General features: G+C 66.9%; 13 protein-coding genes. 7 read left to right on the plus strand and 6 right to left on the minus strand.

Annotation, left to right across the window (positions count from 1 at the left end; translation table 11 throughout):
* The 3 genes from sdaAB to brnQ form a co-directional block, all read right to left on the minus strand.
* Positions 1-1403: L-serine ammonia-lyase, iron-sulfur-dependent subunit beta (gene sdaAB / locus HMPREF2826_RS08170; protein WP_168163996.1), on the minus strand; the 1403-nt coding region annotated here is incomplete at its 3' end.
* Positions 1404-1636: 233 nt separating this feature from the next.
* Positions 1637-2578 (minus strand): 3-hydroxyacyl-CoA dehydrogenase, encoded by a 942-nt coding sequence (locus tag HMPREF2826_RS08175; protein ID WP_070640845.1) that lies wholly within the window; start codon positions 2576-2578, stop codon positions 1637-1639.
* A gap of 191 nt (positions 2579-2769) precedes the next feature.
* Positions 2770-4056 (minus strand): branched-chain amino acid transport system II carrier protein, encoded by a 1287-nt coding sequence (brnQ, locus tag HMPREF2826_RS08180; protein ID WP_246824722.1) that lies wholly within the window; start codon positions 4054-4056, stop codon positions 2770-2772.
* Between the two features lie 434 nt (positions 4057-4490).
* On the opposite strand from brnQ, the gene HMPREF2826_RS08185 reads away from it, so the two are divergent.
* The 6 genes from HMPREF2826_RS08185 to HMPREF2826_RS08210 all read left to right on the plus strand — a co-directional run bounded on the left by HMPREF2826_RS08185 (position 4491) and on the right by HMPREF2826_RS08210 (position 12189).
* Complete coding sequence (locus tag HMPREF2826_RS08185) at positions 4491-5006, plus strand: MarR family winged helix-turn-helix transcriptional regulator (RefSeq protein WP_070640846.1); 516 nt, start codon at positions 4491-4493, stop codon at positions 5004-5006.
* A complete protein-coding gene (locus HMPREF2826_RS08190) occupies positions 5003-6889 on the plus strand; it encodes an ABC transporter ATP-binding protein (RefSeq protein WP_070640847.1) in 1887 nt (628 codons plus the stop codon). The genes HMPREF2826_RS08185 and HMPREF2826_RS08190 overlap by 4 nt, the downstream gene beginning before the upstream one ends.
* A 100-nt stretch (positions 6890-6989) precedes the next feature.
* On the plus strand, positions 6990-8864 hold the full coding sequence (locus HMPREF2826_RS08195) for an ABC transporter ATP-binding protein (protein WP_070641294.1): 1875 nt from the start codon (positions 6990-6992) through the stop codon (positions 8862-8864).
* A gap of 295 nt (positions 8865-9159) precedes the next feature.
* Positions 9160-10302, plus strand: coding sequence for a hypothetical protein (locus HMPREF2826_RS08200; RefSeq protein WP_070640849.1), 1143 nt, complete (start codon positions 9160-9162; stop codon positions 10300-10302).
* The gene (locus tag HMPREF2826_RS08205) at positions 10293-10979 is read left to right on the plus strand and encodes a peptidylprolyl isomerase (protein ID WP_305778305.1); all 687 of its coding nucleotides are present in this window, start codon (positions 10293-10295) and stop codon (positions 10977-10979) included. Before HMPREF2826_RS08200 ends, HMPREF2826_RS08205 begins: the two co-directional genes overlap by 10 nt.
* A gap of 187 nt (positions 10980-11166) precedes the next feature.
* Entirely contained in the window at positions 11167-12189 is a 1023-nt protein-coding gene (locus HMPREF2826_RS08210) for an RlpA-like double-psi beta-barrel domain-containing protein (RefSeq protein ID WP_070640851.1), read from the plus strand.
* 71 nt (positions 12190-12260) lie between these two features.
* Here the strand turns inward: HMPREF2826_RS08210 and HMPREF2826_RS08215 are convergent, their stop codons facing one another.
* The 3 genes from HMPREF2826_RS08215 to HMPREF2826_RS08225 all read right to left on the minus strand — a co-directional run bounded on the left by HMPREF2826_RS08215 (position 12261) and on the right by HMPREF2826_RS08225 (position 15189).
* Entirely contained in the window at positions 12261-13979 is a 1719-nt protein-coding gene (locus HMPREF2826_RS08215) for an ABC1 kinase family protein (RefSeq protein ID WP_070640853.1), read from the minus strand.
* 10 nt (positions 13980-13989) lie between these two features.
* Complete coding sequence (locus HMPREF2826_RS08220; RefSeq protein WP_070640855.1) at positions 13990-14361, minus strand: phasin family protein; 372 nt, start codon at positions 14359-14361, stop codon at positions 13990-13992.
* Between the two features lie 138 nt (positions 14362-14499).
* Positions 14500-15189, minus strand: coding sequence for an HAD family hydrolase (locus HMPREF2826_RS08225; RefSeq protein WP_070640857.1), 690 nt, complete (start codon positions 15187-15189; stop codon positions 14500-14502).
* Positions 15190-15367: 178 nt separating this feature from the next.
* On the opposite strand from HMPREF2826_RS08225, the gene HMPREF2826_RS08230 reads away from it, so the two are divergent.
* Positions 15368-16600, plus strand: a complete 1233-nt coding sequence (locus HMPREF2826_RS08230; protein WP_070640858.1) for a DUF1015 domain-containing protein — start codon at positions 15368-15370, stop codon at positions 16598-16600.
* The last annotated feature ends 25 nt before the right edge of the window (positions 16601-16625 follow it).

Below are 16625 nucleotides of genomic sequence, written 5' to 3' on the forward strand. Positions count from 1 at the left end.
CCCCCCACGGGGTCGCAGACGAGCCCGAGCATGGTGGTGAGGGCGATGGACGCGGCCGTGAGACAGCTCTCGGGGTCCCCTCCCAGCAGTTGGGTCGCCGCGGCGGCGGCCATGGCGCTCGCCGTCCCCATCTCCGCCTGACAGCCACCCTCGGCACCGGAGACCGTCGCGTTGCGCGAGACCACATAGCCCACGGCGGCGGCGCACGCAAGGGCGTCGCGCAGGGCCGAAGCGCCGAGCTCCAGACTCTCGTCCAGGGCCATGAGCACGCCCGGAAGGACGCCGCAGGAGCCGGCCGTGGGGGCGGCGACGATGCGCCCCATGGAAGCGTTTGTCTCGAGCGCGGCCATGGCATACGCGGCGGCGCGGGAGGGGACGTTGTCGAACACCGCCCCCAGCGCCGACCCGCGGCCGAGCGCGAAGGTGACGGCACGTGCCTCGCCACCGATGAGGCCTCCCATGGAGCTGACCTCACCTTCCAGGGCCGCGCCGGCGGAGCGAGCCATGACGCTCATGACTCTGTCGAGGTAGCGCACGACCGCGCCGCGCGAGCCGCCGCGCAGGGCCTGGAGGATCTCCTCCCTATAGAGGAAGGCCTCCCCCAGCCCCAGGTCGCGCTCGCGGGCGAGGGCGAGCAGAGACGCCGCGTCGGGAACGTCCACGCTGGGGTAGAGGCGCTCGGCCTCGCCCGCGTCCAGGGACTCGGAAGCGTCCGACAGGGCGGCAGGCGCGCCCTGCGCCGCCATGAAGATGATGCGGCGCACCTCGGGATGGGCGATGATCTCGTCCTTGACCGCCTCCGATACGTCCTCGTCAACCTCAAGCACGTTAAACGCCTCGCCGCCCCTGCGCGAGCGGCAGAGGTTGACGGAGCCGATGTTGATGCCCTCTCGACCCAGCACGCCCGTGATGAAGCCGAGCACGCCGGGGACGTCATGCTGAAAGACGATGAACGAGTTGTGGTCCCCGGCAATCTCGACGCGATTGCCATCTATCCTCGTCAGGCGCGCCTGGCCGCCCCCGACGGACTCACCGCGCGCCACGACCGTCTGGCCCAAGGCGTCCGTCATGCTCACGTCGACGGTGTTGGGATGGTCCACCTTGGTCTCGAGGTCAAGACGGAACGACACGTCCAGGCCGGCCGTGCGGGCCAGGACGAAGGAGTCCCTGATGCGCATGTCGTCGGGGGCCAGCCCCAAGAGGCCCGCCACGAGGGCGCGGTCCGTGCCGTGCCCGCGATACGTACGCGCGAAGGAGCCAAAGAGCGTGAAGCTCGCGCTGCGAGGGGCACTGTCAAGAAGCTGTCGCGCCATGGATGCAATGCGCAGCGCACCGGCGGTATGCGAGGACGAGGGTCCCACCATGATGGGGCCAAGCACGTCCTCAAGCCTGAGGTCAGCCATGTCGTCCTCCTGCACGAAAACGGGGCCGAAGACCCCGCCCATAGACGTCCTGCCCGCCATGACGCGCCCATCGTACGCCAGAGGCCCGTCGAGCGACGCCGGCGAGACCGACCGTCACGCCATCGCCAGAAGACGCCCGCGACGAGGACGGCACAGCGCCCGGCCCCGTTGACGAGGGGTCGGGCGCGACGCCGAGGGCGGGCTGGGAAGTGGTGCGCATCCGCCCGAAGCCGTCAGGCGTGATACTCGTAGAAGCCCTTGCCCGCGTTGACGCCCGTCTCGCCGGCGTCAATCTTCTCCTTGAGCAGCTTCACGATGCGATGCTCCACTGTGGAGGGGTCTTTGGCCTTGGGGTTCATGGAGGCGATGTTGTAGGCCGTCACGAGGCCGACGACGTCAAGGATGCGGAAGGGGCCGGCGGGCGCGCCCGTGCCGAGGGTCCAGGCGCGATCGATGTCCTCGACGCTGCCCACCCCGTTGGCCCATAGGTACTGCGCGGCGCTTAGGAGGGGGACGAGCATGGAGTTAAGCAGATAGCCCGGCTGCTCCTTGAGCACGCGCAGGGGAATCATGCGGATGGCCGCGGTAAACTCGACGACCTCCTCAAAGTGCGCCTTGTCGGTGCCTGCATGCGCCATGACCTCGCCGGTGGGGTTGCGCCAGATCTCGTTGGCAAAGTGCAGGGCGAGGAACTTCTCGGGCCTGCCCGTGGCGGCGGCGAAGCTGCTGGGCAGGAGCGTGGACGAGTTGGTGACGACGACCGTCTTCTGAGGCAGGTGGCGCGCAAGCTCCGTATAGAAGTCAGTCTTGGCCTTTGGGTCCTCTGCCACGGCCTCGATGACGAGATCGGCGTCGCCAAAGGCCTCGTCCCAGCTGGTCGTGAGCCTCAGGTTGGCGTAGGCGGCCTCGACGCGCTCCTTGGCGGCGTCGCAGGCCTCGGGCGTCACATCCTCCTTGGCGAGGAGCCCGTAGGCATAGGCGGCGGGATCGGTCTTCATGGCCTCGAGGGTGTCGAGGTAGATGGTGCGCAGACGGTCGATCTTGGGCCGAGCGCGACCGACGGAGGCTTCGGAGCGCAGCCAGATGGTGACATTGAAGCCCTGATAGGCGCTCTGGAAGGCAATCTGACTCCCCAGGATTCCCCCGCCGGCAACAGTGATGTTAGAAAAGCCCATGAGAAGGACTCCTTTCTGGGACGCATGCGCGTCCGTCAACGTGCCGACCACGGCAGGTCCGCGGTCACGGCTTGAGGCAAGTATCCCCAAACGCCGCGCCCGTCATGCCCTGGCGGGGCCGGCGGCGCGCCTCCGCCCGGACGTCGACCCAGGCCCGAAAGCGGCTCGGACCCGCGTGATGTGCCACAAGCTCAGCGCGCGGCGGCGGCCCTCGACGTCACGACGCGCTCAACCACGAGACCGAGGGCGAAGCCCGTCACGGCAGGCAGGACCCACCCCATCGAGAGGTCGGCCAGGGGCAGCTGGTCAAGCAGAGGAAGCTCGAGCTCGTGCGCAAAGCCGTCCCTGAGCGCCACGGCGACGGAATCGATGGCGCACAGGCCCACGGCAAGACGCCACGCCCAGGCGTTGCCGCCATCGCGCTGGACGAGCCCCATGACCGCGATGCAGATCGCGACCGGATAGAGGGCGGACAGAAGGGGCACCGAGTATCCCAGGATGGTCGTGAGGCCAAAGTTGGACAGCCCGAGCGAGACGAGCGTGATCGCGACCGCCCACTGCCGATAGCTCAGCCTGTCGTAGCGCTCGGCAAAGTACGCGCCGATGGAGCAGATGAGGCCGATGCAAACGTTAAGGCAGGCCAGCGCGAAGATGACGGCGACGAGCACGGAGCCGACGCCCCCAAACTCGATCGCCGCCGCGGCGGCGATGACGGCGGCGCCGTTGGCCGCGTCGGGCATGACCGAGCCCATGGAAAATCCCAGGTAGGAAAGACCGCAGTAGATGAGCGCGAGGATGACGCCCGCCACGGCGCCGGAACGGATGACCTGGCGCGCCACGTCCGTGGGATCGCTCAACCCAAGCTCGCGCACGTTAAGAGCGATGACCAGCCCAAACGCCAGCGAGGCGAGCACGTCCATCGTCTGGTAGCCGCAGACGAAGCCCGCGACGCCGGCGTTGGCGACATAGCCCTTCCCCACCGCGGGGGCGACCGTGCCGGGAGGGGACACGACGCAGGCGCCCACCAACAGCACGATGAGCGCCACGAGGGAGGGGCCGGACAGTCTGCCCATGAGCTCGGTCAGGCGGCTGGGCCTGAGGGCGAGCGCGAACGCGAGCGCGAAGAACGCCACCGAGAAGGCGGTGAGCGCCAGCGGGGCGTTCCCGGCGTCGCCCAGCAGGGGGCGCACCATCTCGAAGGAGGTCGTCGCCGTGCGCGGGATGGCCAGGAAGGGGCCGATGGCAAGGTAGACCGCGGCGGCAAAGACCTCTGAGAAGATCGGGTTGATGCGATCGACGAGGTCGCGGACCGTGCCCGAGAGCGCGATCGCGGCGATGGTGAGGACAGGCAGTCCCACGGCGGAAATCAGGAAGCCCAGCGTCGCCAGCGGAGTCTGGGAGGCGGCCTGAACGCCCAGGAGCGGCGCGAGGATGAGGTTGCCCGCCCCAAAGAACATCGAGAAGAGCGTCACGCCCACGACGAGGCCGCCCCTAAGACCGAGCGACCTTGCGGCAGCGCCCTGCCCATCAGCGTCGCGACGAGGCGCACCGCACGCTCGCGCCGCTCCCGCGGATGTCCCGCCCTCTCCCCGTCCCGTCACGTGACCACTCCCTCGTCCTGGATGACATCTTTATCGTCCTATCGTTATACCAGAGTCGGCATGCCGGGGTCGCGCTGGCGGCCATGCCACGAAGACGGACCGCAAGGCTCGCGAGGGCCTCCCGCGAGAACCTTCTGTGAAAAAAGTACGGTGCTGTACGAAACAGGTCATTAGGTACCTTGACAATTGACGCGTTCGACCGTAGGCTGCTTTCGCGCCGCATGTCCGAGCGACCGGCCGAATGACCGGCACGCACCCCGTGCGCGACGACACGACGAGCGGCGCACGACTCGCAGGAAGGAAGCGCGCCATTGAGCAACGAACCGTCATCGACGACCGCACGTGACCGCGAGCCCCTGGTCCCCACGCTCGAGCAGCGCGCGCTGCACTGCCTAGGATACTTTGGGCACTACCTGCACGTCCACGCCGGCGGCAGATGCGGCAAGCAGCGCATCCTCGCCAAGCTGCTCACCCACGGCGGCCGCCTCACCCAGCGCGAGCTGCAGGAGCTCTTCCCCATCAGCGCCGCCGCCCTCTCGGAGGTCCTCAGCAAGCTCGAGGCCGAGGGGCTCATCAGCCGCACGCGCTCTGAGCGGGACCGCCGACAGCTCGTCATCGAGCTGACTGATGCCGGCGCGCAGAGCGCGACGACGGTCACCGAGGGTCGCCGCCTGTTCGAGAGTCGCTGCCTCGCCGCCCTTGCCGACGACGAGAAGGAGGCGTTCGTCTCGATGCTCGAACGCGTCTCCCGCGACTGGAGGGGCACCGCGCCCCAGGTCGCCGACAGGCCGAGGCGCGCGCAGGGCGCGCGCGAGGTCGCACGATGAGCGCGCGTCGCGGCCAGAACGACGTCCGAGCCGACGGGACGGTCGTCGCGGGCCCCGACGGGGCGTCGCTGAGCTACGGGCAGATCTTCTCGACGCTGGGGGCGAGCGTCAGGGAGTTCATGCGCCCGACGCTGCTCACGCCCGTGCTGGTCGTGGGCGAGGTCGCGATCGAGTGCGTCATTCCGTTCATCACGGCCCAGCTCATCGACCAGCTCCAGGCGGGCGCTGGCATGGAGGTCATCGCGCGCTACAGCCTCATCCTCGTCGCCCTCGCCGTCATTTCGCTCGCCTGCGGCGCCGGGGCGGGCGTCACCTGCTCGATCGCCGCGACGGGCTTTGCCCGCAACCTCCGCAGCGACCTGTTCAGGGCCATCCAGGGCTTCTCGTTCTCGAACATCGACCGCTTCTCCACGAGCTCCTTGGTGACGCGCCTCACCACCGACACCAACAACGTGCAGCTCGCCTACATGATGATCATCCGCACCGCCATTCGTGCGCCCATGCTGATCGTCTTCGCCATCGTCATGGCCTTTCTCACGGGAGGTGCCATGGCGATCATCTACGTCATCGTGTCTTTGCTGCTGGGGGTGGGCGTCTTTGGCGTCGCTCTCAAGGTCATGCCCCTGTTTCGCCGAGTCTTCAAGAAGTACGACGCGCTCAACGACTTTGTCGAGGAGAACGTCAGCGGCATCCGCGTTGTCAAGTCGTTCGTGCGCGAGGACTACGAGTGCAAGCGCTTTCGGCAGACCTCCCTGGACCTGCGTCACGACTTTTTGCACATCGAGCGCATCTTCGCCTTGAACGCCCCGATGATGACCCTCGCCATCGACGTCATCTACACGTTCGTCATCTATTTCGGGTCGATGGCGATCGTGTCCTCCGCCGGCAGGGCCATGCAGGTGGGGCAGATGTCCGCGCTCATCACCTACGGCTTCTCCATGCTCATAAGCCTCATGATGCTCTCCATGATCTTCGTGATGGTCACCATGTCGGAGGAGAGCTCCAGGCGCATCTGCGAGGTGCTGGTCGAGACGCCGGACATCAAAAACCCAGACCACCCCCGCTACACCGTGCTTGACGGCTCGGTGGACTTTGACCACGTGAGCTTTGCCTATGACAGGGACGCGGAGCGACCGGCCCTGGACGACATCGACCTCCACATACGAAGCGGCGAGGTCATCGGCATCATAGGCGGCACCGGCTCGTCAAAGTCGACGCTCATCCAGCTCATCAGTCGGCTCTATGACGTCAGCGACGGCACCGTCAAGGTGGGCGGGCGCGACGTGCGCGAGTACGACCTGGACACCCTGCGGGGCGAGGTTGCCGTCGTGCTTCAGCGCAACGTGCTCTTCTCGGGCACCATCCGGGAGAACCTGCTCTGGGGCGACCCCGACGCCACGGACGAGGAGCTCATCGAGGCCGCCAGGCTCGCTCAGGCCGACGAGTTCGTCCAGCGCATGCCCAAGAAGTACGACACGTACGTCGAGCAGGGGGGCACCAATGTCTCCGGCGGGCAGAAGCAGCGCCTCTGCATAGCACGCGCCCTGCTCAGGCGCCCCAAGGTCCTCGTCCTCGACGACTCGACCAGCGCCGTGGACACCAAGACCGACAAGCTCATCCGACAGGGTCTCATGACCTTCGTCCCCCAGACGACCAAGATCATCATCGCACAGCGCACGAGCTCCGTGGAAGACGCGGACCGCATCGTGGTCATGCGTGACGGGCGCATCGACGCCATCGGCACCCACGAGGAGCTGCTTCGCGCCAACGACATCTACCGCGAGACCTACACCTCGCAGAACAAGCAGTCCCATGACCTCAAGATGGGCGCCATGGCGGGCGTCGAGGACCCTGGTCAGGGACAGGGAGGGTCCCATGAGTAAGAACGTCTCCAACAAGGGCAAGTCGGAGGGGCAGTTCGTCTCCGATGAGCGCGCCAACCTCAACCTCGGCGACAAGCGCGGGCGGGGCGCCGGCAGGCCCATGGCCACCCTGAGACGCACCCTCAGGCTCGTCTTTGGCTACTTTCCCGTGCATGTCACCGCCATGGCCGCGTGCATCCTCGTCGCGGCAATCCTGACGTCGCTCCCCTCCGTCTTCATGCAGAGGGCCCTCGAGATCGTGTCCAGGTACTGGGCGGCGGGCGACTGGGCGGGTGCAGAGCGGGAGATCGCCCCCCTCGTCCTTAGGCTCATAGGCGTCTACGTGGTCGCCTTCTCCTGCACCACCATACAGACGCAGCTGGGCGCCGTCGTCACCCAGGGCACCCTCATGAAGGTCCGCAACCAGATGTTTGACCACATGGAGAAGCTGCCGATCAGCTACTTTGACACCACCAAGCACGGCGACATCATGTCGCACTACACGAACGACGTCGATACGCTGCGCCAGCTCATCAGCCAGGCGCTCCCCAACCTTCTCTCGATGTTCCTGCAGATGGCGTCGACGCTGGCCGTCATGGCATGGTTTTCGCTGCCGCTTTCGCTCGTGGTGCTCGTCTTTGTGGCCGTGATGGGGTGGCTCGTGCGCTTCATGGGCGGGCGCTCGGCGCGCTTCTTCCTGGCGCAGCAGGTCTCGCTCGCCAAGGCCGAGGGCTTCGCCGAAGAGGCCATGAACGGGCAGAAGGTCATCAAGGTCTTCTCGCACGAGCCGGCCATGCAGGCGGGGTTTGACGTCGTCAACGAGGAGCTGTTCCAGGCGGCGAAGAACGCCAACATCTACGGCAACAGCCTGGGGCCCATTCTCATGAACCTTGGCAACCTCGCCTATGTGCTCGTGGCGCTCTGCGGCGGCCTGTTCCTGGCGGTGGGACTTCCCAACCCCTCCCTCAGCGGCATGACGCTGTCCATCGACATCGTCGTTCCCTACCTCAACCTCACCAAGCGCTTCGCAGGCTCCATCGGACAGGTGTCGCAGCAGATCAACTTCGTGGTCATGGGCCTGGCCGGCGCCGAGCGCATCTTTGCCCTGCTCGACCGTGACGTCGAGGCTGACGACGGCTACGTCACGCTCGTGCGTGAGGACGACGGGCGCGAAGGCGACGGGCACGGAAGCGTGCATGACGGCACGGGCTGGGCCTGGAGGCATCCGCATCGGGCAAAGGGCACGACCACGCTCGTCCCGCTTCAGGGGGAGGTGGTCCTTGACCACGTTGACTTTGGCTACAGCCCGGACCACATCGTGCTGCACGACACATCGCTCTACGCGCTGCCCGGGCAGAAGGTCGCCTTCGTTGGCGCGACGGGCGCGGGCAAGACGACGATCACCAACCTCATCAACCGCTTCTACGACATCGATGACGGCAAGATTCGCTACGACGGCATCAACATCAACAAAATAAGGAAGGCCGACCTGCGCCGCTCGCTGGGCATCGTCCTGCAGGACGTGAACCTCTTCACGGGCACGGTCATGGACAACATCCGCTATGGCCGCCTCGACGCGACGGACGAGGAATGCCAGGCGGCCGCCCGTCTTGCGGGGGCGGATAGCTTCATCGAGCGCCTGCCCCAGGGCTACCGGACCCTTCTCACCGATAACGCCTCCCAGCTTTCCCAGGGTCAGCGACAGCTTCTGTCCATTGCGCGAGCTGCCGTGGCCAATCCGCCGGTCATGATCTTGGACGAGGCCACGAGTTCCATCGACACGCGCACGGAGCAGATCGTGCAACGCGGCATGGACGCCCTCATGCAAGGGCGCACCACCTTCGTGATCGCTCACCGACTTTCGACCGTGCGCAACTCCGACGTCATCATCGTACTTGACCACGGGCGCATCATAGAGCGTGGCACGCACGATGAGCTCATCGCCCAGGGGGGCACCTACTACCAGCTCTATACCGGAGCGTTCGAGCTCGAATGACGGGTGGCGGCGGCGCGTGACGGTCGCGTGACGGGAGGCGCACCGAACCTGCGATGCTAATGCATATAATGTCCATGATAATTCTATAAAATGAATACTGCTTCATGGGCTTGCCGCGTCGGGCCGAGACCACGGCGCCGCGGCGAGTCCGCTTAGCCAAAACACGACACTTATATCAGAATATCCCCCCAAAGCTCCAAATTTTTGATATATCGGTCGTGTTTTGGCTAAGCGACGCCCATGCATACGTTTGTCGGGAGGTATGGTGTCACCAGGCGAGTCCCAAGGAGGCGCCATGAGCGAACGCGTAGCGAACGAGCTGCGACTCATGATCGAGGAGGCTGAGCAGGAGGAGCGGTGCCTGGTCGCAGACAGCCAGCGCGATCGCTTGCGGCTGTGTCGACTCGTGCGTCAGAATCGCATGACGTCTCCCCTGCGCGGCCTCTACTGCCCGACGGAGCTCTGGGACCGTCTGAACCCCGCCCAACGATGCCGCCGCATCGTGCGAGCGCTCGCCCGTCAGCACCCCTACCTCCCGTTTTGCCATGTAACCGCCGCGCTCATATGGGACCTGCCCGTCAGCTGGCAGCTGCTGGGGCAGGTTCACGCCCTGCGTTCCACCGGCGGTCGCAGGCAGGGGCCAGCATCCTCGATTAGGTGGCACCAGCGCAGCGATGCGCAGGTCACGAACCATGACGGCGTGCGCGTCACGTCGCTTGACCAGACCGTCGTCGACTGCCTCTGCTCGCTCGACTTCACCGAGGGCCTCGTCGTGGCGGATGGGTATCTGCGTCGAACGGGGACGACGCGACGTCAGCTTCAGAACCTCCTCAAGGACCTTGGGCACGGCGTCAAGGGCGTCCCTCAGGCGCGTCTGACCGCCTCCTTCGCTGACGGGCGTTCCGAGAGCGGTGGCGAGTCCGCCTTGCGGGCGACGATTGTCAAGCTGGGCTTTCCCGTCCCGACGCCGCAGCTCGTCATCAAGGATCCCATCGACCCCTCCCGAAGCTTTCGCCTTGACCTCGTGGTCAGAAACGCCGCAGGCGTGCTGGTGGACATCGAGCTCGACGGTCGCGACAAGTACCTCGATCCCAGCCTGACCGGCGGTGCCGACCCCGAGGAGGTCCGCCGCGCGGAGCGACTCCGCGAGTCACGCGTCACGGCCTATGGCATCGAGGTCGCCCGGTTCTCCGGGTCCGACGCCCGTGACGCAGCCCGCGTGGGACGCGTGCTCGCAGCCTTTGGCGTCGCGAAGGGCATTCCGCCGCAGACTCAGGCGCGCAATCGGACGCGCGGGCGGGCGCGGGGACTGCGCTGGCGTCAGCTTCGCCTCGGGCCGCATGAGCTATGGTACAAGGTGATCGACATGCGCCGCAGGCGTCGCCCGCAGGCAGGCCGGCGCCTTCCCTTCCAGCAAAGCGAGGTCTTATGCCCATGAGCACGCACGCCCTTCCCACGTCGCCCGCGATGACGCGTCGCAGCCTCGTCCTTTCGGCTGCCGGGGCCGCCTCGCTGGCCCTTGCCGGCTGCTCTGCGTCCGCTGCGGCGCCTACCGTGGACGACACTTCCGACACGCTCTCCGGCACCCTCACCAAGGCGCTCGACAACGGCTTTGACACGGGTCTTCACCATGCCGCGCTGGAGGTCGAGGGACACGGGACCCTCACGCTGGAGCTCAACGCCAGCAACGCCCCCATTACGGTCAGCAACTTTGCCGACCTGGTCACTCGAGGCTTTTACGACGGTCTCACGTTCCATCGCATCATCAAGGGCTTCATGGCGCAGGGCGGCGATCCCAAGGGGGACGGCACCGGAGGCTCGGGTCGAACCATCATGGGAGAGTTCGGCGCCAACGGCGTCGTCAACGCCATCCGGCACGAGCGCGGAGTCATCAGCATGGCGCGCTCGAGCGAGAACGACTCGGCAAGCTCCCAGTTCTTCATCGTCCAACAGGACGCCAGCTCGCTCGACGGGAACTATGCCGCCTTCGGGAGGGTGACCGACGGCATGGACGTCATCGACGACATCTGCGAGACCACCCCCGTCACGGATAACAACGGGACGGTGGCGCCCGACCGGCAGCCCAAGATCAGCTCCATTCGCATGCTCGACTAGCCGGTCTGACGTGGCCAAGCCGCCGTCCGGCCATCCGAGCGGCGGCGCGCGCCGGCAAAACTCTCAAGCAGCACTTAAGGATTTTTGTCGAAGGTACACATTTGGCAGTACCATCAGACAGCAATCGTGCGCCTTGGACGCCGTGCCAGACGCCGGATGACAGCTATCCACGTCACCCTGGAGGAGCATGCCCTCACTCAATCGGACACCCCGTCTCGCGTCGGCCCTCGCCGCCTTACTCCTGCTCGCCCTGCTTGCCATGGGAGCCTCCCCCGCCCTCGCGGAGGGTGACCTCGAAGACCTCCAGAACAGAGCGATCGCGGCAAGCGCCGCCTACCAGCAAGCCCAGGACCGCGTCGACGCCCTCAACGACCAGATCGCCGAGAATCAGTCGCGCATCGACCAAATCGAGGCGACGCTCCCCCAGCAGCGCGAGCGGGCGTCGCTCGCCATGCGCTCCCAGTACCGGCTGCAGGAGAACGGCCCCGGCCTCGTGAGTCTCATACTGAGCGCCGACACGCTGGGCGAGCTGATCGAGCAGGTCACCTACCTCGACACCATCGCCAACTATCAGACGGACGCCATCGCCGAGCTCAAGAACTCCGAAGCCGAGCTCGACCGCACGAAGGCGACGCTCGAGGCACAGAAGACCGACGCCGAGAGACAGGCAGCAAGCGCCAGGCAGGCCTATGACGAGGCCGAGTCGGCAAGCCAGGCGGCCCGGAGAAAGGCCGTCGAGCATGCCGCCAGCGCGCAGGCCGCCTATGAGGCGCAGCGGGCGGCAGGAACGGTGAGCGACCCCTCGACCACGGCCGTCAACGACAGCCTCTCGTCCGACGGCGGAACGGGGACGTCCCCGATGCGCCCCGCGAATGCGGGCACGGGCTCATCCTCCGGGTCGAGCCAGGGCTCGAACGCCGAGACGCCGTACACGTACGTGCTCGCCTCCATGTACGGCGTGGGCGACGGCCTCATGTACGGCGTCACGGCTTCGGGAGACATCGTGACCCCCACCTCCATGGCCGTAGCCATGAAGACGATGCCCCTGGGCACGATCATCGAGATCACCTATCGAGGTAGGACCGTCCGCGCCGAGGTCAACGACCGCGGTCCCTATGCCGGCAACCGCCAGATTGACCTTCAGCCCGCCGTCGCGGCGGCACTAGGGTTTGACGGGGTCGGCACGGTGGGCTATCGCGTCGTCGGCTAGGCCGGACGAGAGGTCCGGTCGCACGAGGCGCCGATCGCAAGGACCGGCGCGGGAGCCAGAGCTGCGGGGCGCTAGCGGCGGCGACGCCGGTCCTCGGCGATGATCTGGCTCACGATCCAGAGGCCCAGCGCGAGGGCGACAAGGTAGCCGATGAGCCCGATGATGGGAATCCCAAAGATGACAGGCTTGATGCGGGCATAGTAGATCACCGACGAGCCGATGAAGAGGCCGGCTATCACGATGCCCATCGTAAGGCGGTCCGCCGCGTGGGCGATGTCGCTCATGGGGTCGGTGGTCCCCGGAAGGTCGAGGTTCATGCGCAGCTGCCCGCGCGTGAGCATGCGCAGGGTCTCGGAGGCCTCCGGCACGGCGCGCACGAGACTCCTCGTCGCCTTGAGCGCGTCCTGCGCGAAGTCCCGGATGTCGTCGCGCGTCTGGGAGACGGGATCGCGATGGGCGCGAATGTGGTCGCGGATGATCTCGACCATGGAGACGTCGGGAATGAGCGCGTTCGCGACGCCCTCGAGGGTGACGAGCGACCTGCCCAGCATGATCACCGAGCCCGGCAGCTCGACGCCGTCCTTGCGTGCCATCGAGATGAGGGCGTTGATGAAGGCGGCCACATCGAGCTCGGACAGATCGGCCGTGCCAAACTCGTCCATGATGTGGTCGAGGTCGGCCAGCAGGTGGGGGTGATCGACGTCTCCCAGCTCCCCGACGGAGAAGCGCAGCAGACCCTCCTTGAGCCGCGCGACGTCGTGGCCTGCAACGGCAAAGACCATCTCCTGCAAGGCGAGCCGGTCATGGGACGAGAGGCGTCCCATGATTCCCAGGTCGAGGTAGATGATCTTGCCCTTTTGGACGACGAGGTTTCCGGGATGGGGGTCGGCGTGGAAGAAGCCGTCGTCGAGCATCTGCTGGGCGTAGTTGTCCACCAGCTTCGTGCCGACCTCGCGCAGGTCGTAGCCCGCCTCCCTGAGCGCGTCCACGTCGTCTATGGGAATGCCTTCCATGTACTCCATGACCACAACGTGCTCGGTGCAATAGCGCGGGATGGGCCGGGGGCTGCCGACGAACCGGCAGTCCGCGTTGTTGCGCCTGAACTCCTCCAGACTGCGCGCCTCCACCTGAAAGTCCGTCTCCTCAAGGAACGACTGCCAGAGCTCGTCCATCACGGATTGCAGGTCGAGAAACTGCTCCTCGCCCATGACGCGGGCGGCGCGGGCGGCAAGCGAGCGCATGATGGAGATGTCCTGTGCCATGATTTCCTGCACGTGCGGGCGCTGCACCTTGACGGCGACGAGCTCTCCCGAGGCGAGACGAGCCTTGTGGACCTGCGCCACGGACGCCGAGCCCAAGGGCACGTCGTCAATGGCGTCAAAGATGTCCTCAAGGGGCTGGTCGTACTCGGCGCGCAGCGTATCAAGGAGAAGGTCGCGCCCCATGGGCTCGACGCTCGTGCGCAGCTTGGCGAGCTCCTCGCAAAAGCTCTGCGGCAGGATCTCGGAGCGCATCGAGAGTATCTGCCCGGCCTTGACGAAGGTTGGCCCCAGCTCCTCGAGCAGCTGGCGCAGGGTGAGGGGCGTCAGGCCGCGAAGCAGGTCGTAATGGCTGGCTATGGACAGAATCTCCCACAGGCGCGCAAGCTTGCTCGCCCGTGAGATCCGGTATCGACCCGCCCCCTTGAGACCGCCGCCAAGCAGCCCGATCGTCTCGTCATGCGTGCCGCCTTGGGCGCCGGCGTCCGACCGCGACCGCCCCTCGGCGGCCTCGGCCGGCACGTCAGACATGGATGACTCCCTAGTCGCTGTCGTCGTCGTCCGGGTCCTCGACCTCGGGCTCGTCCGACGCCTCCTCAGGGTCGGCGCCGACGTCCTGGGCGTCCAGCTCGTCAGACATCTGGCGGAGCTTGTCGAGCCAGGCGGCGCGCTCCTCGGCGCCCATGCTCTTGAGCTTGGCGCGCATGAGGGCGTCCGAGCCGTCCTGCGAGGCGTCATGCACCTTCCGCATGAGCTCCTCGTTGAGGGCCTTGCCCTGCTCGACCGTCAGCTCGCCCTTCTTGACGAGGTCCTCCACGATCTTCTGCGAACGCTCCGCGCCCATGGCGAGCGCGCCGACGCCGGCCAGGAAGACCTTGCGGACGCCCTCTCCCACATCATCGAAGTTTGCCATGCGGACCCCTTTCATGCGCCGTTTCTGCCGCTGGGGCGGCATCCCTACATGCTGCTCTCATGCCCCATTTGCCACGGCTTCAGTCCGAGAGGGCGATGACGGCCGCAGACGGCGACAGACGTCGTCGCACGGGCGGCGTCAGCACGGACCTCCCAGGAGCAGCCGGCCCAGCGCCTCGACCGAGCCCACCACGGCGACGGCACCCGCCCTTTCGAGCTCCCCGGGCGCAGCGGTGTCACCGTACTCGACGCCCACGCACGGGATCGAGCACGCGTGCGCCGCCTCCACGTCAAAGCGCCGGTCGCCGACCATGACCACGTCGCTCGACGTCATGCCCAGCGCGTCCACGGCCCGGGCGAGAACCTGGGCCTTTGAGAACCCCTCGTCGGAGGTCTTGCCCAGAACGAGATCAAAGAGGTCGATCACGCCGTTGTCGGTGAGGCCCGCGCGCAGGAGCTCCACTCGCTTCGAGCTGGCCGTGGTGAGGATCCTGCCGTCGGCCTTGAGCGCGACGAGCAGCTCTCGCACCCCCGCAAACAGAGGCCAGCCGTCAGGCCCCAGGTTGTGATAGATCGCGCGATACTCGCGGGTGACCTCGACGGACTCCTCCTCGCTGAGGCCGAACACGAGCTGAAAGGCCTGCGGGAAGGGAGGGCCCACGATGTCGCCCACGCGCGTCAGCTCGTCATCGCCCACGCCGTGACGGCGCAGGACCGTGCTGGCCACCCCGACGATGCCCGCCCTGGTGTCCGCCAGCGTCCCGTCAAAGTCAAAGGCGACGACGCGGCGGGCGGCAAGATCCGCCCTCACGTCCGTGCGCTCCGCCATGGTCCAACCCCCTTCGCGGTCCCGCGTCCGCGCGGCCGGCGCTGCGGCCCGCACGCGTGACCAAACGGGAAATTATCATTTTCCCATGATAGCTCGAAGCTATGCTTGACGTACCGGCAGGCACCGCGAGGCGTCCCGGGCAACGTGCGGTCATCGTCACAGATGTGGAGGACGTCCCATGCGAGCAGAGCCCATCAGCTGCCTTCGTCCCGCCCCGAGCAAGGCGGCCTCGTTTGCGAGCCTTCCCTATGACGTGTTCGACCGCTCCCAGGCGCGATCCTACGTGACCTCGCACCCCACGTCCTTCCTCAGGATCGACCGGCCCGAGACCAACTTTGCGCCCGAGCAGGACATGTACGCGCCCGAGGTCTATGCCAAGGCGGCCGAGCTCCTCCGGGCGCGGGCGCAGGACGGCACCCTGCTCGACGACAGGGTGCCCTGTTACTACCTCTACCGTCTTGAGCAGGGCGGGCGAGCCCAGACCGGCGTCGTCTGCGCCTGCGCCGTCGACGAGTACCAAGACGGCACGATTCGCCGCCACGAGAACACCACGGCGGCCAAGGAGGAGGACCGCGTCAAGCACATTCGCGCCACGGGAGCCCAGACGGGGCCCATCTTCCTCACCTATCCCGACAACGTCGCCCTGGACGCCTTGGTCAAGGCGGCCAGCTGCGCCACGCCGCTCTACGACTTCACGGATGGGCAGGGCGTGCGGCAGACGGTGTGGCGCGTCGCGCGCCCTGCCGCCGTCGAGGCCTTCAGGGCCACCTTCGCCACCGTCCCGCATGCCTACGTGGCCGACGGTCATCACCGCGCCGCAAGCGCGGTGCGCGTGGGCGTCGAGAGGCGACGGGCACGGACGGACGACGGCGAGCGGGCGAGCGACCTCTTTCTCGCCGTGCTCTTCCCCGCCAGCCAGCTCAAGGTCCTCGCCTACAACCGCGTGGTCGTTGGCCTCAACGGTCACTCCCCCCGGCAGCTCATGGACCTCATGCGCCAGGCCGGGCACGTCGTCGGCACGTCCGCGCCCGTCGCGTCCGTGCCCAGCGAGCACGGACGGGTGGGCATGTATCTTGACGGCGCCTGGCATGAGCTTGAGCTCTCGCAGGCCGACGTCAACCCGGCGGACCCCGTGTCCCGTCTTGACGCGCAGGTCCTCCAGGAGAGCGTGCTCGCGCCCCTCCTGGGCATCGACGACCCCCGCACCAGCGAGCGCATTCGCTTTGTGGGCGGCATCGAGGGCAGCGGCCGCCTCGAGGAGCTGGCCGGTCCCGAGGGCGTGGCGTTCTCGCTGTACCCCACCTCGGTCGACGAGCTCATGGTCGTGTCCGACGCCGGGCTGCTCATGCCGCCCAAGTCGACCTGGTTTGAGCCAAAGCTCAGAAGCGGCCTGTTCATCCGGTGCATCTGACTTCGTCCGACTCACCTGGCACGCC

Origin of the sequence: Olsenella sp. HMSC062G07, from assembly GCF_001811895.1 — a bacterium.
Classification (GTDB): Bacteria; Actinomycetota; Coriobacteriia; order Coriobacteriales; family Atopobiaceae; genus Olsenella_F; species Olsenella_F massiliensis.